The following is a 20,159-nucleotide window of genomic DNA, read 5'->3' as shown; positions in this document are numbered from 1 at the left end:
GTCGCCGGAGGAATTCCAAATGGCCGGAATGGACAATTCTGACGAAACTCCGGACGACTTTACCGACATCGAAGAGCTGGCTTTGCAGTGCCGTTTTGCCAGCTGCACTCACGGCCGTGAGCCAGGGTGCGCGGTGCGCCGCGCCCTGGACGAAGGAACCCTTGCCCGGTCCCGTTTCGACGAGTATCTCGACGCGAGAGACGAACTGTACTACCAGGAAGAACGAGCGGGACACAAAAACGTTCTTCGGGAAGAAAAAGAGCGTCTGCTGAAAAAAGCGGCGCCCTCCCGCTCCCAGTCCCACGCAAAAAATCGAAAACACTCCGGGAAAAAAAGAGAAGAAGAGTGGTAGAAAAAGTACAAAAAAGTCGGTCTTTTTTGACATCTTAGGATTCGTAAAGGGGCGTCGTCGTTTGTCTTTGCCGCGAAGTCCGCGAAACAAGGACTTTCACGTGATATGATAATTGAAAGAACCCGTGCAGGGGAGTTCGGTTTTTCGGCTCCGAAGCGATACGGACCGAAAAAGCGTCCTGCAGCGGAAGACGGGAGGGTGCTGTTATGGAAAAAGAAACGGAAGAAAGAAAATATAAATTTACGTGGGATCTCCTGGGAGATCTGGAGATAGGCCGGCCCAACCTGGGGAATGTGACCAGGGTTGAAGTGTATCGTCTCATGCAGTTTACGCTGAGGGACGTCATCGAATCCACCTACGGAGCGGAAGAGGCGGATCGCATTTTTTACGCGGCGGGCAAAATGGCGGGGACGGCCGTCTACGAGCACCTCCTCAAGGGAACCGACGACTTCAGAGAATTCGTCAAAAAACTTCAACTCGTTCTTCGGGACCTGCGAATCGGGGTCCTGCGAATAGAGTCCGTATCCAGCGGCGCGGAAAAACTGGTTTTGACCGTGGAGGAGGACCTGGACTGCTCCGGCCTTCCCGAAATGGACTACGAAATTTGCGTTTACGACGAGGGATTTATTTGCGGCATTCTTGAGAATTTTACGGGGAAACCTTACAGCGTCAAGGAAATCGACTGCTGGTGCACAGGGGACCGAACCTGCCGTTTCAGTGCCGAAAAACTCTACACGGCGCAGGATTAGCCAAAATCCGGAGCACGTGTGAACGTGAGAAAAGTCAGGAAATATCGCGAAGAGAAAACGCCCATAGAGTCCCCGGAGAAGAAGGCAGAGGCGGCGCCGGACGAAAAAACCGGAGTCCCCTTCTCCCCGGAGGAGTATCAGGCGCTTCTGGAGTACGTGTACTCCCTGCTTCAGGAACCCGCTCTCCCTTCCGCGCCTCCCGTGCTTCAGCGCAGCCGCGTGACTCAGGAGATCGAAAAAGTCCTGATCGACGTGCGCAACGGGCTTTTGAAGGCCAGCCGGGGGGATTTCACCTACTCTATTTCCGTGAGGGGCTTTGTGGGGGGCGCGCTGAAGTCCCTGCAGGCTCACCTCAACCACATGGCCTGGCTGACGCGCTGCGTGGCGGAAGGAGATCTCGACCAGCGGATGGACTTCATGGGAGAGATCGCCGATTCCTTCAACTCCATGACGGAACAGCTCGCCACCACACTGGGAGAACTGAAGAAGCGGCAGACGAGCCTTGAACACCTCACCGAAAAACTGCGTCAGGAGATCGGCATCCGCAGAGAGGCGGAGCGCCGCCTCAGCAGCGAGGAGGAGCGCTGGCACCTGGCCGTGCAGTGCAGCCGTGACGGAATCTGGGACGTGAACCTGGAAACGGGGGATCCGCCCTATTATTCGCCGCGACTGGAGGAACTGACGGGGCTGAAGCCGGACAACGTCCCCAGCATCGCCGACTGGGAAAAGTTTTGCCATCCCGAGGACGTGGAGGCCCGAACCCTGTTCCGCCACATCCTTTCAGGGGAAGGGATTCCCCACTCGTTTTCCATCGATCACCGTCTGCGAAACGAAAAGGGCGACTACCGCTGGTTCATGACCCGGGGCATGATGGTGGTGAACCCGACCACCCACCGCCCGTCGCGCCTTATCGGAGTCACGGCCGACATTCAGGAGCGAAAGGAGCGGGAGGAGTTTTACAGCCACCGGGCCACCCACGACGTCCTGACGGAGCTTCCCAACCGCTCTTTCTTCGACGCGCGCCTCAAAACGGGCATCGAGCTGGTTCGACGGGACGGCATGACCCTGGTGGTGATCATGGCGGACCTGGACAACTTCAAGCAGGTCAACGACACCATGGGACACCACGCCGGCGACCTTCTGCTCATCGAAATCGCCAACCGCCTGCAAAAAAGCATGAGAGGCAGTGACCTGGTGGCCCGTCTTGGAGGAGATGAATTTGCCCTGCTGCTGTTTTTCCACAAAAGCGAGGAGCGCAGCCTCTCCGGAATTCTGGAGCGCACCATGCAGATGATCCAGAAACCCATCTGGCTGGGCTATCGACAGTTTGTCGTCACCATGTCCATGGGGGTCTGCGCCTGCCCCGATGGAGGCGACGACGCGGCGACCCTCCTGAAGCACGCGGACGAGGCGCTTTATTGCGCTAAAGCCCACGGCCGCAACGCCTGCGCCTTCTGGAGCTCCTCCGGGGACCACAGGGTCGAGAAATACACCCGCCACTACGCCAACGGCTCCACCGACCGACGACGCAAAGCCGGCTCCGGCATGGAATGACGATGGAGTGAAGGAAGATTGAGTGACGATTGAGTGAAGATGGAGTGACGCCGGTCATCGAAGGCAGCGACGTAATGGAAATAAAACGCGTTCCGGTGGAAGCGGTGCTGTTCGACATGGACGGGCTGATGTTCGACACCGAAGCCCTCAACATGCGCGCCTGGATCGAGGCGGGGGAGCTGCACGGATTCACCATCACGGAGGAACAGATTCAAAAGCACATCGGGCTGGACGTGCCGAATACGAAAAAAGTGATGCAGAAGCAGCTGGGGTCCTCCTTCGACTTCGATCGGGTGCGGAAGGACCGCGTCGCTTGGGCTTTGTCCTGCATCGAAAAAAACGGAACCCCCGTAAAGGAAGGGCTGCGTGAACTTCTGGCCTTTCTGAAGGAAAAGAAAATTAAAAGAGCTGTGGCTTCCTCCACAGAGGAGAATATTGTCGTTTTTTACGTCAAAAACGCCGGTCTGATCCCGACTCCCGGCGCGGATTTTGACGTTTTTGTCTGCGGCGACCGGGTTAAATCGGGCAAGCCGGCTCCGGATATTTTTCTTCTGGCGGCCGGAGAGCTGGGAGTGCCGCCGGAAAAGTGTCTTGTGCTGGAAGATTCGTATAACGGCATCCGGGCGGCTCGCTCCGCGGGAATGCGCTCCGTCATGATTCCGGACCTTCTGCCCTCCACGCCCGATATGGAAAAACTCTTTTTTCGAAAATGCGGAACTTTGCTTGAGGTCATCCCCCTGATTCGGGAGCTCAACGGGGGAATGGCTTAATCGTGTACTAAGTCAGGTTATTTCAAAAAAACGCTTAACGCTGATGAAATAAGGTGAGGTGACTCCTGTGGCGGCAGATTCATTCGGAAGCGAGCTGGTCGGTCTGGTTCCTTTTGCGCAGTCTCTGGTGAGGCTGCAGAGTTTTTCCGGAAAAGAGAGAGACGTGGCCGAGGCCGTGCATACAAAGATGGTCGAACTCGGCTACGACGAGGTTTTCTTCGACCGCACGGGAAACGTGGTCGGGCGAATCGGCAGCGGCCCCAAAAAGGTGCTTTTCGACTCTCACATGGACACGGTGGAGGTCAGCGACGCCGAAAAATGGCAGGTTCCTCCCTTCAGCGGGCTCATCGTGGACGGGCGGCTTTACGGGCGGGGCTCGGTGGATATGAAGTCGGCGCTGGCCGCCTCGGTTTACGCGGGAGGCTTCGCGAAGCGATCGGGCCTTTCCGCCGAAAAAACCGTTTACGTGGTGGGGTCGGTCTGCGAGGAATACTGCGACGGGGAAAGCCTTCGAAACCTGTTCATGGAGCGTCATCTGAAGCCGGATTTCGTTGTGATCTGCGAGCCATCCGACAACCGAATAGCCCTGGGACACAAGGGCAAGGCGCAGGTCCGCATCCACACTCACGGCCTTTCCGCCCACGGAGCGGCTCCGGAGAAGGGAATCAACGCGGTGTACGAAATGGCCGAAATCATCCAGCGCGTCGAAAAACTCAATCAGCACCTTTCCCGGGCCGGAGAGAAAACCCCCCACGGGCACGGAACGGTGGTGCTGTCCAATATTTCCTGCGTGAGCGCGTCGCTGAACGCGGTTCCCTCGGAGTGCTCCATTTACCTCGACCGGCGCATGATCCCCGGAGAGACGGAAGAAGACGTCAAAAAGGAAATGGACGGGCTGATCGCCGGAGAGAAAGCCTCCTGGGAGCTGGGAACTCTGGAGTACGCCACCTGGACCGGAACCGAGCTGTACTATGAGCCCCTGCACACGGCCTGGAAAATCGACCCGGATCACGAGCTGACCCGGGCCTGCAACAGAGCTTACGACCGCGTTTTCGGCAAAGCGGGGGAAAAAGAACCCGACCGGTACGACTTCTGGGATTTCAGCACCAACGCCGTGACCCCCGTGCGCCTCGGCATCCCCACGATCGGCTTCGGACCGGGCGATTACCGGCTGGCCCACATGCGGGACGAAAACTGCAGGGCAGACCAAATCGAGGCCGCCTGCCGCTTTTACACCGCCCTGATCGAAGAGATCTGAAATCAGAGGGTGTCGATCTCCAGAACGCAGGCGATCGCCAGTTTAGCCCGTTCGAAAAGCGAGTCCGCCAGGGCGTATTCCCGGTCGGAGTGGTTCCACTCTCCCTTCACGCCCATCTGGTCGATGGTGGGAACGCCGGCGGCGACGGAATAGGCGGAGTCGGACCCGCCTCCCGAGATGACGGCGGAGGGCTCGTCGAAGCCCAGTTCTTTCGAGACCCGGGCCACAAGGGCAAAAAGGCGGTCGTTCCCCGGCGTGCGGGGCATCGGGTCGATTCCGATCCGGCGCGAGAAGGTGGTTTTAGTCCCCTCCACGTGGGTCCGGCCAACGATTTGCGCCATTTTCTGCTCCACTTCGTCGAACTGATCCGGCTCCATGACGCGAACGTCCACCTGAATTTCGGCGTGATCGGGCACCGCGTTGCGAACGACGCCGCCTTTGACGACCCCCACGTTGAAGGTCAGCCCCCGGGAATAATCCGTCAGGGCCTGAATTTCGATGATTTTATGGGCGATCTCCAGAATCGCGCTGCGTCCCTTTTCGGGTTCCCGTCCGGCGTGAACGGCCACGCCCTCCACGGAAATGTCCCAGGAGGCCGTTCCCTTGCGCCCCACCACCAGGGCGTTGCGAACGTCTCCGGTTTCGAAGTTGAAGGCGGCGGCGGCTCCGGCGCATTCCTCCCGGAACACCCGGGCCATGTCGGACTTCGGATGGCCCATTTCTTCGTCTCCCGCCAGCACCAGGCGAATCTGCCGGTCGGAGTATCCCGCCTCCATCAGGGCTTTCGCCGCGTAAAGCTGGATCACGACGCCCCCCTTCATGTCCAGAGCCCCCGGCCCGAAGGCCCTGCCGTCCTCGATTTTGAAGGGGCGCTGAAGGACCGTCCCGCGGGGAAACACGGTGTCGAAATGCCCCATAAAGCACAGGTGGGGTTTTGCCGTCTTTTTGCCAAATGACGCGACAAGCCCGTTTCCGGCCTCGGGGAACTCCAAAATTCGGGCCTCGGCCCCCAGAGACTCCGCTTTCTCCTTCAAAAAGGCCGCAACCCTGTCCACATCCTCACTGAACTGGACGCCGCTTTCCATATTTACCAGTTTTTCCCAGAGCGCAAGCATTTCCTCCCGTTTCGAATCAATAAAATGAAAGGCTTTTCCACGTAAAGCGTCCATTGCGAGACCTCCCTTTTTTTACAAGTATACCGAATTTTTACGGCCATTTTCTGTTTTTATTTTAGTGTTATTATTTTGAATATATCATTATGCGTGTTTTACGGAGTGCCAGCCTCCGCCAATCGTCTAAAATAAGCAATCTGATCCGCGGGATCAGTATTCACTGAAAACATAATTAAATAATTGAAGAAGAAAGGGTGTTTAAAATGAGTAAAATCAGTCTGGCCTCCGTTACACTTGACAGTTCGGATTTCCGCGAGCATTCAGCCTTCTACATCAAGCTTCTCGACGGAAAGATCGTCCACGAGTTCGGGGACCACGGGGTCATGGTGGCGCTTCCCGACACGGGCATATGCCTGAACTTCCAGAACGCGGAGGGCTACGTTCCTCCCGTGTGGCCCGAAGAGCCCGGAAAGCCCCAGCAGATGGAACATCTGGATTTACACGTGGACGACATGGCTGAAGCCGTGAAAAAGGCCCAGGCTCTGGGGGCGAAAAAAGCGCCGGTTCAGTTCGTTCCGGAAATTACGGTCATGCTGGACCCCGCCGGACATCCGTTCTGTCTGTGCCCCAGGTAAAATTATATTCCAGTTACATCGCGGGCGGACGTTTCGCCGGATTTTGCGGGCATTACCGCCCGCGATGCATAATTTTTGAGATCATATGCCATAAACCAAAAACAAGAGCCGTCACACCCAGCGGAACAACCATGTACAAAACCGCATACTCCAGTACAAGATAGAAAAAACGTGTTATTCCAATTTGTCCTGCATAAGTGTATCCGTCCATTTCAGCTGTATTTTCAGCACCTTTTCATACCAGAAATCTCACTCAAAAGATAAAATCTGACGTTTTTTACCTCTCCATGCAAACCAGTTGCCGCCGGAGATGGGACGCCATTTCCCGATAAAGGACGAGCCATCCTCGGACATCGTAAACATGAAATCCCCCGAGGTTCCGCCGGTTTCGAAACACGTGGCCTCTATATCCTCCTCATTTTTGTGCAGAACGCAGCCTGTGGACTCCATCCACGTGCCGGAAAGCACATTTCCTCTGCATGTTCCCACAAGTTTGCCGAAATTGTAGGGATAAGAGCCGACAACGTCGTCGCCGAGCTGGTCCAGAATGAGGGTACCGTAAACCGTATCCCACTCTCCGGACCAGGAATGACGGGCGGCGGCAAGGTCATTAAGGCACCTGTCCTCCGATACGATGCGGGCAAAATCTTCGGAAACCTCGGAAAAAACGTCCACCAGTACAGGGTCGAAGTGGTTCCCCCTGCCGCTCCGGATGGTGCAGGCGGCCTGCTCCAGGGACAGGGCCTTTTTGTACGGCCGCTCTGAAATCAGCGCGTCATAGACGTCGGCAATGGCCATCAGGCGGCCTTCGAGGGGAATTCCGTATTTTTTCAGCCTCGACGGATACCCGGACCCGTCCCATTTTTCATGGTGGGTGCCCGCCATCAGTTCCGCGTGGTGCAGAAACATTCCATCGCCGGTTTCCCTCTTAATGGCTTTTATCGCCGCGACGCCTATGATGACGTGAGTTTTCATGATCTCGAATTCGTCTTTCGTCAATTTGTTCGGTTTATTCAATATGGCGTCGCTTATGGCAATTTTCCCTATGTCATGAAGAGACGCCGAGGCCACCACCGCGTCCAAATCCCAGTTGGATATTTCATCATAATAAATCCGCTTCTCCACCATTTTATTCAGCAAAACGGACAGATATTTCTGGGTGCGCGAAATATGCCCTCCCGTAACGTCATCCCGAAATTCCAGGAGATCCGTTATGATACCAATAACCGCTGTCTGCCATCTGTACAGTCGCTGATCTCTGATACTCGTCATCTCAGACTTTTTATCTGTTGTAAGAACTTTAAGTTCGGTTCCCATCGGAATCTCCTTTTCATATAACCCAAATGTACCAGAAAAAAGGGGCGCGTCTGTCTGGAAGAGGAAGCCATAAACATGAAGATTGAGAAGATGCTGGAGGAACTGATACAAAGCTGCTGCGCCGGCCTTTCGGAGGATGAAGAAAAAATCGCCCCGACTGTGATCTTCTCTTCACCTGCCTTCAGTGACTCGTTATTATAATGCCAATGTTCTGTGTTACCTGCCTGCCTACAAACAAAAATAAATAGCTATTTGCTGATTATTTATATTTCACCAGCCAAAAAAATGAATCAGTTTATTTACTCATCGAAAAGCAGGAGGTTTACCGGATTTCACAAAAATAGTCGCCGCGCGCATAATCTCGCCATTCTTCTGAATCTGCCATCTGACTTGTCCGCCACAGGCTGCGAAACAAAAACTTTCATCAACAGCTCATCCTTTTTACCCAACAAAAAAAGGCCCCTCCGAAGAGGAGCCTGGAGAAACGCAGAATCTCAGCCTCTTATGCATTTACGTGTAAATAAAGTCTCCTGTCTGTGACATACGAGTGCGGCCATCCCGCCTGCCGGCAGGTTCTGGCACATCCGTGTTTTTGAAGGGAAGCGGTATTGTATGAACTCTGACAAACGGCATTCTGCCTTCCTCCGTTTTTCCGTTCCAGATTTTTCTTTCGCAATTCACTTCAGTGAACGAATAGAACTTTCATCCAAGCCAGTATACTTCCTAACTGTTTCGGCAGGAACTCCATCGGCGAGCATTGAACGCGCGACTTCAAATTTCCCCTCTTCCCTGCCATATTCTCTGGCATCCCGGATATGGATATCCCGTACAACTTCGCTAATCGGTTTAAACTCCATCTTCCATGCCTCCTTCACCTTCTGGTCGATGTCGGCTTCATCTATCTGCAGTAAGCGGTACGCGAATCTGCGGAACGACCACGCTTTTTCCCCGCTCCAGTTTTTTGTCCTTATCAGGTCGAGAAGTTCAAGTGAATACGCCCCGCGTTTTGACGCTTCTCTTTTCGCCTCAATCATCCTCTTCCCAGCCAGAATTGCAAGAGCGAAATCGCGTTCGTCGCGTTTCAATTCTTCCGCGTCGGCTCCGTTCACACTGTAGACGTTGAACCGGAATCGCACCGACGTTCCCTCCCACTCTCTATAATACGTATTTACCGGCCTTATTTTTCCTGTATAAATCGCGAGCGACGTGACTGGAACCGCGTATTTATCGCTGACGCGATAATAACTTTGAAAAATACGAAGAGGTAGTTCCTCAGCCTTCCTGTCCTGTTGTTCAATGAGGAAAATCGCGCGGGAAACGTTGCTGTTCACCAAAGGGAGCGACAGGCACAAATCCGAAGTGCGCTTTCTTTTGTTGGATTTTCCTCCGATGACCGTATGTTCAGGATTGATGGCTTCCGGTTCTTTTGAATAATCCCTCTTCGCAGCAAGACTCGGCATGAAAAACGAAATTGCGTCGTCGACATTTTCGTTGATGACGTCCTTCCAACTCTGATCAATCCATTGCTCGCTCATGTAAGCCGCGCTTCTCCTTTCATGAGGTATTATATCAACTCCGGCGCATTATTGTCCTGCTTTTTCCTCCTGATATCACGATACGTTCATCTACTTTCATCTATCCCATCTGTATCCCGCCTGCCGGCCAGTATTGCGCAGTATTGCCGATTATTCGCGGGGCTGCATTGTCCGGCTCACGACGTACGCTATAATTGACGTGAAACGTAAAATTATGGTTCGCTGCCGGATATGATGCCTGTGCTTTTTCTGAAGGAGGGGAATTTTTATGAAACGTTACCTGTGCAGGATATGCGATCAGGAGTTCGAGGAAAAAGACGCCGCGCGCGACTCGACGGGAGGACTGTGCTGCCCCGTCTGCGGAGCGCCCTCCAGTATGCTGGCCCTTTTGGAGACCGACCCCGCCCCGGAGGAGACGGAGGAAAAGGCGCCCGACGCCGCGGCCTCTCCCCTGGCCTACGTTCTGCCACGGCAGGATCCCTCCTGCCGATACATGGACGATATCCACGCCATGGCCCTGACCGGACAGACCCTCATCGGCGCCATGGGGACCCAAATGACGATGCCGGGCTGGGACGAAATCCTTCTGCTGGGGGCGCAGCTGAACCCCTTCCCTCTGGACGAACACGCCCCCGTGGACACGGAAACCGTGATCGGGCCCAGGGCCGCAAAACCCATGATCCTCCAAAACCCCGTTTATATTTCACACATGTCCTTCGGGGCCCTTTCCAAAGAGGCGAAAATTGCCCTGGCCCGAGGCAGCGCCCTGGCCAAAACTGCCGTTTGCAGCGGAGAAGGGGGCATTCTGTCGGAGGAGATGTCCGAAGCTTACAAATATATTTTCGAATACGTGCCCAACCTCTACAGCGTCACCCCTCACAATCTGCAAAACGCGGACGCCATCGAGATTAAAATCGGCCAGGGGACAAAACCGGGCATGGGCGGGCATCTGCCGGGCAGCAAGGTCACGGCGGCAATCGCGGCCGCCCGGGACAAACCGGAAGGGCGGGACATCATCAGCCCCTCCCGCTTCCCGGGAATCGACTCCAAAGAGGATTTGAAAGCCCTCGTTCAGCGCCTGAGAGACGAGTCCGGCGGTCGCCCCATCGGGATCAAAATCGCCGCGGGGCACATCGAGCGGGACTTGGAGTTCTGCGTGTTCGCCGCCCCGGATTTCATCACCATCGACGGACGGGGAGGAGCCACGGGAGCCAGCCCGAAACTGCTTCGGGACTCCACCAGCGTCCCCACGGTCTACGCCCTCTGCCGCGCTCGAAAATATCTGAATGAACAGAAGAGCGACATTTCTCTGGTCATAACCGGCGGACTGCGGGTCTCGCCGGACTTCGCAAAGGCGCTGGCGCTGGGGGCCGACGCGGTCGCCATCGCCACAGCCGCGCTGATGGCCGCGGGCTGCCAGCAGTATCGAATCTGCGGAAGCGACCGATGCCCGGTGGGCGTGGCCACTCAGGACCCGGAACTGCGAAAAGCCTTTTCCATCGAAAGCGCGGCCCAAAGAGTCGCGAACTTCCTGAACGTGACGCTGGAGGAGCTCAAAACTTACGCGCGCATAACCGGCCATCCCCGCCTGCATGACCTTTCTTTGGACGACCTCGTCACTGTCAGCAGCGAGATTTCCGGTCACACCTGCATCCCCCACGCCTGACGGGGCCGCGAAAGCGGGAAAAATTCGAGGCACTCCGCCACCGGCCGGGGATTTTCGCGCCCCGGCCCTGTTTTGAAAAACAGGCGGCGACTACAGACCGTCCTTTTCAGATTCAGAGGTTTTGCCCCTCGTGCAGAGCAGCCACACCGCCAGCACCGCCAAGGGCAGAACGCAATGCCAGTGACTCGACAGAAATTCCCACATTTCCTTCACCTCCGGGTTATACATCTCCTGCGGAAAAAATCTATCAGAAAAATTTGTAAAAATTGTGCAGACGAACAGAAATTTCAGGGAAAATTCAACAGAAAGTCTCCATGATCCGAAGGATGGATTATGCGGGGGTTGGATGGAGGTTGGATGGAGGTTGTATAATAGTTTTCAGAGAGAGTGTTGTTCGACTGTGGAGTGAGTGTAAAGTTACGCGAGGCGAGAGGCTTTTCACGAGAAGAGGAGGGATGAGAAATGAAGGTCAAACGCCCGGGGCGCAGGTGGCGCAGGTATGAAAATCAGGGTGAACTGATCGACATCGACACGTATTACAGTCTGGTTTCGACTTCGTTGTTTCCCCATCTTGCAGTTGCCTCCGGAGCCCTTTCCATTCCGGTGGAATTTCTGAAAAGACAGAGGATAGCGGAGCTGGGGCTGTAAAGGACTCGAACAGCGAGTCAGGGCTTCAGAGGTTCTCTGAAGCCCCTTTTTTGTCCCCGCATACCGGCAGATCCCAATCTCATACCAATTTGAAATAAAAGGCCTAATGAAGAAACTAAGCGACTCACACAACTCTCTGCGTTCGCTGGTTCGCTGCTTATAAAGTTAGAATAGCTAAAAGCAGTGATATTCAAACATTAGCTTCTTCATTAACGCTCGGTTGAAAGCAAATTGGTATCAGGCGCAAATCCCGGACCCATACATTGACAAGTTCAGGTCCATTTTCTAAACTGTGTGAAAATTATTGTAAACCCAATACGAATTGAGGGGGATCTTTATGGAAACTGTTGAAGCCGGTATTCTTTCGCTTATTCCGCCGCTGCTTGCCATCGGGCTGGCGCTCCTGACCAAAGAGGTCATTTTCAGCCTTATGACGGGGATCCTCACGGGCATTGGGATTTATGTCTTCAAGGCCGGCCTGGGAATGGAGGGTTTTCTGCCCGTGATCGTCAGGGTTTTTATCGAAAACCTGAGCAAGAACGCGGCGATGATTCTTTTCCTTGCCCTGCTGGGGGCTCTGGTCGCCCTGATTGCCCGGGCGGGAGGCGCGCGCGCTTATGGAAACTGGGCTGCGGCAAAACTTTCCACAAAACGGAGCGTGTCTCTGGTGACGGCGCTTCTGGGAATCATCATTTTCATCGACGATTATTTCAACTGTCTGACTCTTGGGGCGGTGATGCGGCCCGTCACGGACAAGCAGGGAATTTCCCGGGAAAAACTCGCCTACATCATCGACTCCACCGCCGCGCCGGTCTGCGTCATCGCGCCGATTTCGTCCTGGGCTGCCGCGGCGGCGGGCTACTTCCCGGCCGAGGCGGGAATCAGCGGAATGCAGGCTTTTGTGATGTCGATTCCGTTCAACCTCTACGCGCTGCTGACCCTCTTTATGGTGGCGTGGATAGCGGCCCGCAGAAACGCCGACTTCGGTCCCATGCGGCTGGCAGAAGAGCGGGCGGCGCGAAACGGTCCGGAAGGAGGGGCTGTCACTTCCGTCGGCGACGAAATATCGAGCCTTCCGGTTTCCGAGCATGGCAAAGTCCACGATCTGGTCTGTCCCGTTTTGTTTCTGGTCGTCGTCTGCGTTCTGGCGATGCTCTACTACGGCGGGTTCTGGAGCGGCAAGGGCGTTTCTCTGGTGGACGCCTTCGCCAACACGGACGCCAACAGCGCTTTGACCATGGGCGGTCTCACGTCGCTGATCATGGTCTTTTTCTTTTACGTCCCCCGGGGGCTGATCTCGTTCAAGGACTTTTTCGCCACCATCACCATCGGCGTTAAATCAATGGTTTCGGCAATGATCATCCTCACCCTCGCCTGGACCATCGCCGCTGTCTGCAAGGAGATGCTGGACACCGGAACCTACATCGCCTCCCTCATCACCCGCTCCAACCTGCCGGTGGCCCTGATTCCGGCGCTTATGTTCCTCGCGGCCTGCGTCATCGCGTTTTCCACAGGGACGGCCTGGGGAACTTTCGGCATTTTGATACCCATCACGATCACCGTTTGTTATAAAGCCGCTCCGGCCTTTTCGATCCCGACTCTGGGCGCGGTGATGGGAGGCGCGGTTTTCGGCGACCACTGCTCGCCCATATCCGACACGACGATCCTCTCGTCCACGGGCGCGGGCTGTGCCCACATCGACCACGTTTCCACCCAGATTCCCTACGCCTTTACCGTGGCGGCGGCCTGCTTCGCGGGTTATCTGGTCGTGGGGCTGACCCTGGGCAACGGCGGCCTGAGCGCGGCGCTGGGGCAAACCGGCGGCGCGGCGCTGGTCAACCTTTCCAGCCTCCTGAGCCTGCCGGCGGCGTTTGTGCTGCTTCTGGGGCTGCTCCTGATTCTGCCGGCAATAGCGGGAAAACACAGGCCCGACTGAAAAAACGCAATTTCACAGCGGATTGCGTAAGGGCGTCAGGCTCTGGCGGGAAGCGCGGTTTTGCCGGTTTTGCTTAACTCCGAAGGCTCCTGCAGCTGGAAGCGGCCCAAAACCTCCATAAGCTGTCGGGCGTGGTCGCTCATGACCTCGGAGCGGTCCGTCACGCCCTGAACGGACTGGGCCGTTTCCTCCGCCGTGCGGCGAATCTGCTCGACTTTATCCACCGTTGCCATGGTGGCCTTCGTGAGATGGTCGATGGCCTCGGCGACCTCTTTTCCGGAGCCGGCCTGGGCCTGCGCCACAGCCGCGATGTTTTGTATGGAGCCGTTGGCCTTGTTGATCTCCCTCAGGGCTCCGGCCAGCTTTTTCTGGGCTTCGTGGGCGTGGTCCAGAGTGTCGTTCAGCAGGCGATCCGCCTCGGTGGTGGCGCTGATGCTTTCCCGGGCGTCGTTCTGGAGCTCCAGAATGGTTTTGTCCACGCTCTTGGCCGCCCGACCGGATTCCTCCGCCAGCTTCCGGACCTCCTCCGCCACCACGGCAAAGCCCCGTCCCGCCTCTCCGGCTCGGGCCGCCTCAATGGCCGCGTTCAGGGCCAGAAGGTTCGTCTGGTTCGCGATGTTCGTGATCACCGACACGAAGCTGCTGACGTTCTTCACCGATTCCACCAGCCGCTGAAGTTTTTCCGCGTTTTCCTTGGAATTTTTGCCCACTTCGCGCATCCCGATGATCACGCCGCCCACCTTCTGGACGGCCTCGGCGGAGACCTTCGTCGTCATGGCGATGAAATCGGCGCTCTCTTTGGCGGATTGAGCCATGGCCTCCACTCCCGCGCTCACCTTTTCCACGCTGACGTTGCTCTGCTCCAGCGCCGTCGCGTTGCCCTGGCTGAGGGCGGTGATCTGCTCGATGGAGAGTTTGATCATCTCCATGGATTTATCCGTTTCCTCCGCGATGGAGGCGAGGGAGCCCGCTCCCTCCGTCAGCTCGTCCGCCACGGAAATGACCTGCTTCATGACGTCCTCCTGAGAGGAAACCATGTCGCACAGCACCGTGGAGAGGTTCCCCATTTCGTCCCTGCTGTCGTAGCTGAAATCCTCCCGCCGGACGGTCAGGTCGCCCTCCTGAAAGCGCCCCGCCAGAGTCACGATTCTGGACAGAGGTCGGGTGATGCTGCGGGAAATGACGAAGGCCAGAACCAGACCCAGCACAAAAATCGCCACCGCGCAGGAAATCAGAAGTATTATGGAGGAATGGACGTTCTCCACGTTCTCTTTGGCCACCGTGTCCACCCGCTCCATGGCCAGTTTGCCGAGGTTTGCGGATTCCGTGCTGATGGTCTGCCACTGAGGGGCGCGGCCGTCGGCCACCGACGCCATTTCCACAAAGGTGCCAATCTGCAGCTTTAAATCGTTTTCATAGGAAAGGAACGTGGAGACCATCCGATCCAGAAGCTCCAGCTCCTGAGGCTGGTCCGAAATGGCCTTCAGCTCCTCGAAACTTTTTTTGATGGGGGGAGTCATGTCGAGAATCGCGCTCATGGCTTTCGTGTTGTTGGTGAGGGCCGCCCTGTACATGGCCAGACGCACGTTCTGGAGCGCCGTGGCGATTTCCGTGGTCATGCGGTAAGCCTCCGCCCGCCTCTCGATTTCCTCCCCGCTGCCGCCGCTTTGCGCGGCCTTTTTCAGCGACTCGTAAAAAAGCGGAGTGAACTGTGCGGTAACGGCGGAGAGCTCCCCTCCCGACTTGCTCTGAGCGTTGAAATTCGCCATTTTTTTGCCGAGAAGGGCGATGGTTTTTTCGATGGAGGCTTCATATTGTGTGTAGGCGGGAAGCACCTTCGTCTGGAAGGCTTTGGGCGTTTGAAGGTCCGGATTGGCCTTCCCCGCCGCGATGAGCCGGGCGTTGGCGTCCTGAACGCTCTTCAGATCGGCTTTCACTTCCTCTATTGCCGCTTTTGTTTCGTCGGTAGTCTCCGCGTTCTGGAGCCGAAGCGTGGACAGAGCCAGCCTGGACAGACTTCGATCCACCTGAGTGGCGATCGCCACCGTGGGAACAACCGTTTGACTGACGGCGTAACTTTCACTCCTGACGAACGACAGATCGGACCAGGTAACGACCACCGCCGCCAAAAAAATGAACAGCAACATGCCAAAACCGAGAAGCAGCTTAAAACCCAGTCTTAAATTCCTCCACACAGTTTTACTCCCCCTCCAGATGTTTACCGGACCTTTTCAACAAAACAGTTCCTGATTATGTAAATTACAAATTTTTCAAATATCCACACTCTTATATTCTATTTTACATGCATTACAACAACAAAACAATGCAATATTGGTATAATATGCAGGCAGTAGAAGAGATAAAGAGACGAGGCCTGTTCAAATGAAGCCTGTTCAAATGGAGGAAGCAATTAATGGAAACGGTCATGATCCTCAATGAGGTCATTCACAAATACGTCTGGGGAGGGCCCATGCTGGTTCTCCTCGTGGGGACGGGCGTTTATCTCACGTTCCTGCTGAGGGTTCCGCAGTTCCGCTATTTCGGGGCGGTCTGGAGGGAAATTTTCGGCAAAAGGGAAAGGGAAAAAGGCTCCGGCATCTCCTCCTTCGGGGCGATGGCCACGGCGGTGGCGGCCACGGTGGGGACGGGCAACATCGCGGGGGTCGCCACGGCCCTGCACCTGGGCGGCCCGGGGGCGCTGGTGTGGATGCTGATTTCCGCCCTTTTCGGCATGTGCACCAAATTTGGAGAAGTCGCGCTGGCCGTTCACTTCCGGAAAAAAGACGAAAACGGTCACTGGCGGGGGGGCACCATGTACATTCTGGAGCACGGAGCGGGGCAGAAGTGGCTGGCCGTCCTCTTTGCGATATGCGCCTTTCTGGCCTCCTTCGGCATCGGCGCGGCGGTGCAGGCGAACTCCACGGCGGAGGGGCTTCAAATGGGTTTCGGCCTGGATCCCCTCTGGAGCGGAATCGGTCTGGCCTTCCTCACGGGGCTGGTCATCGTCGGCGGAATCCGGAGCCTCGCCACCGTGACCACGTATCTGGTTCCCTTCATGGCGCTCTTTTATATTGCGGGGGCCTCCATCGTTCTGGTTCGAAACGCCGCCATGATCCCCGCCGGCATCGCCTGGGCGGTTCGAAGCGCCTTCGGAGATCCCGCCGCCGTGCCCGGCGCTCTGGCGGGCTGGACGGTTATGGAGGCCGTCCGGAAAGGGGTCGCCCGGGGAGTCTTTTCCAACGAGGCCGGATTGGGCTCCGCTCCCATGGCCCACGCGGCGGCGGACGTGGATCACCCCGTTCGTCAGGGGCTTTACGGCATCTTCGAGGTCTTTATGGACACATTCGTCCTCTGCTCCATGACGGCCCTCGTCATTCTCACCACGGGGACTTTGTCCGCAGACGGCGCCGGACTGACGGGGTCGGCCCTTTCGCTTTACGCCTTCGAAATCGGGCTGGGATCCATGGGAAAGGTGATTCTGTCCATCGGGCTCAGTCTTTTCGCCTTCACCACCATCCTGGGCTGGTACTGGTATGCGGAGACGGCGGCCACCTACCTGCTGGGGACGTGGTTCACCCCCGTCATGAAAATACTCTGGATCGTCCTGATCCTGCTGGGGGCCTCCGGAAGCCGGATTCTGGGGACGGACGCCGAGGCATTCCTCGCGTCTCTATGGAATCTGGCGGACACCCTGAACGGGCTAATGGCCATCCCCAACCTGATCGGGCTGCTGTTGCTCTCAGGAGTTCTGCGCAAGCTCGTAGCCGAATTCGACGCCAGGCGCAAAACCGGCGAAATCGAGCTGTAGTATGACCTCAAATACAAAAAGTCTCAAACAGCGGAGCCGTCCATGTTTTCGCTCAGTTCATGAGAGCGCGGATGTCATCCATCGGGATACCGGTGTTCCGCGCCACAACTTCAGGCGGTATACCGTCAGCGAGAAAATTTTTAGCGATCTCAAAAGCCTTTTCCTGTTTGCCCTCTTCCCGCCCTCTTGCTGTATAAACGCGCTCGAACATGGATATATACATCTCTCTATCCTCCCTGTTCATGATCAATTTTTCCTGATAATCGACTATCCGCTCCACATAGTCTCTATTCGTCAGGTTCAGCAGATAGTTCACCGCCTCCAGTATAACCCGTTTGTCGTGGGGATTCCATCCCTTCCCGTTCCAAAGGTCCGAAATGCCCCTGAGGTAACGGAACTTTTCTCCTTCGTCACTGCCGCTTTTGACGGCGCACTTCGCGGCGTAAAGCACGAGCCCCACCCGGCTGTCTCCGGCAAGAAGCTCCTCATCGTCCGTTTTCAAAAGAAAGACGTTTTTGTACTCGTAGGACACCTTCACGCCGAACAATTCCGAACGGTAGGAGGTCTTCTCGCGTTTCGGCCTGTTCGCGGTGAGCACGGCGATCCCCACGGGTTCCTTCCGGCGTTCGAGAAAAATCGCGCTTCGATACCGCATCATGCGGGTGGGCAGGTCCTCTCCGCCCTCTCCCTGTATTTCCACGTGGCAAAGCACAAGCTCCTCGTTCCCGTCTTTGAGATGAATCTCGGCCAGCATATCGAGGCGGTTCATCCCCCCTTCAAGGTCGAACGTCACTTTTTCGAGCTCTTTATCGAGAGATTTGACGGGAATATCTCTGTCGGCGGCTTCATGGAGCGCGGGCAGGAAAATCCGCAGGGCCTCCCAGAAGTAATCTTTTAGAACTTTTTTAAATAAATTATCATAATCCAAGCGTTTTACATGATCGATGTCATCGTCCAACAAATATCATTCCTACGTAAAAACATTTCATAAAATTATATCACGTGAACTTCACGAAATAGTGGTTTTAAGCAAACGGGTGATCCTGTCCTTCCTGAATCTCAAAGCTTATGGCAAAAGGGGCAAAAGCTCCACTTTGATATGATGTTTGAGGGCATATTGGAACGCCGCTGAACCCTCGGCCAGGCGCAGAGTCAGGCTGCCGCAGCCCGAAAATGCTCCGCTGCCGATGGTCGTGACGCTCTCCGGAATTGTGACGCGGGTCAGGCTTCCGCAGCCGTTAAACGCCCCGCCGCCGATGGTCGTGACGCTCTTCGGGATCGTAACGCGAATCAGGCTCCTGCAGCCACTGAACACCCACCCGCCAAGGGTCTCAACCCTCTTCGGAATCTCGACGCCGGCCAAATGGTCGCAGCCAAAAAACGCGCCATCGTCAATGGTCGTGACGCTCTCCGGAATTGTGACGCGGGTCAGGCTGCCGCAGTCGCTGAACGCGCCGCGGCCAATTTTCGTGACGCCCTCCGGAATCACGTAGCTCGTATTGCCGTTTCCGCCCGGATATCGAACCAAAATCGTCCTGTTTTTGTTGAACAGCACCCCTTCTGTCGATGAAAAATGATTGTTATTTCTGCCTGCCGCAATTGACGCCAATGAACGACAGTTATAAAACGCCAGTCCGTCAATCGCCGCGACGCCATCCGGGATGACGATGCGAGGCAAACTGCTGCACCCGGAAAACGCGCCAATATCAATCGTCGTGACGCCGTCCGGGATCGTGATGCAGGTCAGACTGCTGCAATCTTCAAACGCGCCGCGGCCAATCCTCGTGACGCTCTCCGGAATCGTGACGCGGGTCAGGCTCCTGCGACCCTCAAAGGCGCTTTCGCCGATCGCCGTAACCCCCTCCGGGATGACGACGACTTCCTGTGTCAGCCTGCGAGCCTCTTCTTTGGTCAGTATTCTTTCAGTCGATGACATATCAAAATCTCCATATAATGCAATTTCATCATAATACAATTTCCACATACAATTACATTCCCGCGCAGAACAGGTTTTCACGTTCCTGCGGTCTGCGCGGGTACATTATATTGAGCCGCCAAAGAAACTAAAACCCGCGTTTTTCTGAGAGCCGTTCCGTCAAAAAAGCCGTCCACTGATCGATCCCCTCGCCCGTGGTCAGGTTCAGCTCAATGATGGGGCTTTTGGGGTTGAGGCTTTTCACATCCCGCAAAAACGCTTCTTTGTTGAATTTAACATAAGGCAGCAGGTCCGTCTTCGTCAAAAGTACAGCTTTTGCCTGTGAAAAAAGCAGAGGGTATTTGACCGGTTTGTCCGCTCCCTCGGGGACGCTGGCGACGGCAACCTTGAAATCCTCGCCGATGTCGAACTCCGCCGGGCAAACCAGATTTCCCACGTTCTCGACGAAAAGCGCTTCCACTTTATCCAGACAAAGAGAGGACAGGGCTTTTTCGATGGTATGAGCTTCGAGGTGACAGTCCCCTTTCGTGTTGATCTGAAGCGCCTCGATTCCCGCAGCCGCCAGACGCTCGGCGTCTCTCGAAGTTTCAATGTCTCCCTCGATCACGGCGAAGGAAAATCCGGCGTTCTTTGCCGTTTGTTCCAGCAGCGTCGTTTTTCCGCAGCCGGGAGACCCGATGATATTCACCGAAAGAATTTTTTTGTCCTTCAGCATCTGCCGAATCCGCTTTGCGTATTTTTCGTCCGCTGCCATAACCGCCTGCTGAATGGTGACGATTTCACGCATGTTCCAAAACCCCTTTCTCCGTGTTCCCTGCTCTGTGTTCCCGCCGAATTTTGTTCTTCGTTCAGGTCAGGCTGTTCATTATGGTAACACGTTTCA

17 protein-coding genes are annotated in these 20,159 nt (G+C 55.8%); 10 read left to right on the top strand and 7 right to left on the bottom strand.

All coding sequences use genetic code 11. The features are described 5' to 3' along the window. The first annotated feature begins 19 nt into the window (after positions 1-19). The 5 genes from LBR61_06465 (at position 20) to LBR61_06445 (ending at position 4,683) form a co-directional block, all read left to right on the top strand. Positions 20-352: a hypothetical protein gene (locus tag LBR61_06465; GenBank protein MDR1731723.1), complete on the top strand. Its 333-nt coding sequence runs from the start codon at positions 20-22 to the stop codon at positions 350-352. A gap of 206 nt (positions 353-558) precedes the next feature. After that, entirely contained in the window at positions 559-1,101 is a 543-nt protein-coding gene (locus LBR61_06460) for a 4-vinyl reductase (GenBank protein ID MDR1731722.1), read from the top strand. Positions 1,102-1,125: 24 nt separating this feature from the next. Further along, a complete protein-coding gene (locus tag LBR61_06455; protein MDR1731721.1) occupies positions 1,126-2,655 on the top strand; it encodes a diguanylate cyclase in 1,530 nt (509 codons plus the stop codon). A gap of 29 nt (positions 2,656-2,684) precedes the next feature. Next, positions 2,685-3,425: an HAD family phosphatase gene (locus LBR61_06450; protein MDR1731720.1), complete on the top strand. Its 741-nt coding sequence runs from the start codon at positions 2,685-2,687 to the stop codon at positions 3,423-3,425. 67 nt (positions 3,426-3,492) lie between these two features. Further along, entirely contained in the window at positions 3,493-4,683 is a 1,191-nt protein-coding gene (locus tag LBR61_06445; GenBank protein MDR1731719.1) for a YgeY family selenium metabolism-linked hydrolase, read from the top strand. Positions 4,684-4,685: 2 nt separating this feature from the next. On the opposite strand, the gene LBR61_06440 is transcribed toward LBR61_06445, so the two are convergent. After that, the gene (locus LBR61_06440; protein MDR1731718.1) at positions 4,686-5,852 is read right to left on the bottom strand and encodes a M20 family metallopeptidase; all 1,167 of its coding nucleotides are present in this window, start codon (positions 5,850-5,852) and stop codon (positions 4,686-4,688) included. Positions 5,853-6,058: 206 nt separating this feature from the next. Between LBR61_06440 and LBR61_06435 the strand changes: the two genes are divergently transcribed. Further along, entirely contained in the window at positions 6,059-6,430 is a 372-nt protein-coding gene (locus LBR61_06435) for a VOC family protein (GenBank protein MDR1731717.1), read from the top strand. 249 nt (positions 6,431-6,679) lie between these two features. On the opposite strand, the gene LBR61_06430 is transcribed toward LBR61_06435, so the two are convergent. Both LBR61_06430 and LBR61_06425 read right to left on the bottom strand, forming a co-directional pair. After that, positions 6,680-7,702 (bottom strand): HD domain-containing protein, encoded by a 1,023-nt coding sequence (locus LBR61_06430; GenBank protein ID MDR1731716.1) that lies wholly within the window; start codon positions 7,700-7,702, stop codon positions 6,680-6,682. Positions 7,703-8,424: 722 nt separating this feature from the next. After that, positions 8,425-9,282, bottom strand: a complete 858-nt coding sequence (locus LBR61_06425) for a hypothetical protein (protein MDR1731715.1) — start codon at positions 9,280-9,282, stop codon at positions 8,425-8,427. A gap of 268 nt (positions 9,283-9,550) precedes the next feature. Between LBR61_06425 and LBR61_06420 the strand changes: the two genes are divergently transcribed. From LBR61_06420 to LBR61_06410, 3 genes are all read left to right on the top strand, one after another. Next, positions 9,551-10,948: an alpha-hydroxy-acid oxidizing protein gene (locus LBR61_06420; GenBank protein MDR1731714.1), complete on the top strand. Its 1,398-nt coding sequence runs from the start codon at positions 9,551-9,553 to the stop codon at positions 10,946-10,948. Between the two features lie 462 nt (positions 10,949-11,410). After that, entirely contained in the window at positions 11,411-11,596 is a 186-nt protein-coding gene (locus LBR61_06415; GenBank protein ID MDR1731713.1) for a hypothetical protein, read from the top strand. Between the two features lie 337 nt (positions 11,597-11,933). Next, complete coding sequence (locus LBR61_06410; protein MDR1731712.1) at positions 11,934-13,532, top strand: Na+/H+ antiporter NhaC family protein; 1,599 nt, start codon at positions 11,934-11,936, stop codon at positions 13,530-13,532. A 35-nt stretch (positions 13,533-13,567) separates the two neighbouring features. Here the strand turns inward: LBR61_06410 and LBR61_06405 are convergent, their stop codons facing one another. Continuing rightward, entirely contained in the window at positions 13,568-15,727 is a 2,160-nt protein-coding gene (locus LBR61_06405; protein MDR1731711.1) for a methyl-accepting chemotaxis protein, read from the bottom strand. Positions 15,728-15,945: 218 nt separating this feature from the next. Here LBR61_06405 and LBR61_06400 point away from each other — a divergent pair, with 218 nt between their 5' ends. Beyond that, entirely contained in the window at positions 15,946-17,340 is a 1,395-nt protein-coding gene (locus LBR61_06400) for a sodium:alanine symporter family protein (protein ID MDR1731710.1), read from the top strand. A gap of 52 nt (positions 17,341-17,392) precedes the next feature. On the opposite strand, the gene LBR61_06395 is transcribed toward LBR61_06400, so the two are convergent. The 3 genes from LBR61_06395 to hypB all read right to left on the bottom strand — a co-directional run bounded on the left by LBR61_06395 (position 17,393) and on the right by hypB (position 20,063). Next, the gene (locus tag LBR61_06395; protein MDR1731709.1) at positions 17,393-18,298 is read right to left on the bottom strand and encodes a hypothetical protein; all 906 of its coding nucleotides are present in this window, start codon (positions 18,296-18,298) and stop codon (positions 17,393-17,395) included. A 108-nt stretch (positions 18,299-18,406) separates the two neighbouring features. Beyond that, complete coding sequence (locus LBR61_06390; GenBank protein ID MDR1731708.1) at positions 18,407-19,276, bottom strand: leucine-rich repeat domain-containing protein; 870 nt, start codon at positions 19,274-19,276, stop codon at positions 18,407-18,409. Between the two features lie 127 nt (positions 19,277-19,403). Further along, positions 19,404-20,063: a hydrogenase nickel incorporation protein HypB gene (hypB, locus tag LBR61_06385; protein MDR1731707.1), complete on the bottom strand. Its 660-nt coding sequence runs from the start codon at positions 20,061-20,063 to the stop codon at positions 19,404-19,406. Positions 20,064-20,159 lie beyond the last annotated feature (96 nt).

Source organism: Synergistaceae bacterium (genome assembly GCA_031272035.1).
GTDB lineage: Bacteria > Synergistota > Synergistia > Synergistales > Aminobacteriaceae > JAISSA01.
The sequence above is the reverse complement of the archived record's forward strand: the minus strand, read 5'-3'. Positions and strand labels throughout refer to the sequence as shown.

Coding starts and splice junctions, on each gene's coding strand:
- LBR61_06465 (MDR1731723.1), top strand. CDS start 20: ATGGCCGGAATGGACAATTCTGACGAAACTCCGGACGACTTTACCGAC.
- LBR61_06460 (MDR1731722.1), top strand. CDS start 559: ATGGAAAAAGAAACGGAAGAAAGAAAATATAAATTTACGTGGGATCTC.
- LBR61_06440 (MDR1731718.1), bottom strand. CDS start 5,852: ATGGACGCTTTACGTGGAAAAGCCTTTCATTTTATTGATTCGAAACGG.
- LBR61_06435 (MDR1731717.1), top strand. CDS start 6,059: ATGAGTAAAATCAGTCTGGCCTCCGTTACACTTGACAGTTCGGATTTC.
- LBR61_06430 (MDR1731716.1), bottom strand. CDS start 7,702: ATGACGAGTATCAGAGATCAGCGACTGTACAGATGGCAGACAGCGGTT.
- LBR61_06425 (MDR1731715.1), bottom strand. CDS start 9,282: ATGAGCGAGCAATGGATTGATCAGAGTTGGAAGGACGTCATCAACGAA.
- LBR61_06420 (MDR1731714.1), top strand. CDS start 9,551: ATGAAACGTTACCTGTGCAGGATATGCGATCAGGAGTTCGAGGAAAAA.
- LBR61_06415 (MDR1731713.1), top strand. CDS start 11,411: ATGAAGGTCAAACGCCCGGGGCGCAGGTGGCGCAGGTATGAAAATCAG.
- LBR61_06410 (MDR1731712.1), top strand. CDS start 11,934: ATGGAAACTGTTGAAGCCGGTATTCTTTCGCTTATTCCGCCGCTGCTT.
- LBR61_06400 (MDR1731710.1), top strand. CDS start 15,946: ATGGAAACGGTCATGATCCTCAATGAGGTCATTCACAAATACGTCTGG.
- LBR61_06390 (MDR1731708.1), bottom strand. CDS start 19,276: ATGTCATCGACTGAAAGAATACTGACCAAAGAAGAGGCTCGCAGGCTG.
- hypB (MDR1731707.1), bottom strand. CDS start 20,063: ATGCGTGAAATCGTCACCATTCAGCAGGCGGTTATGGCAGCGGACGAA.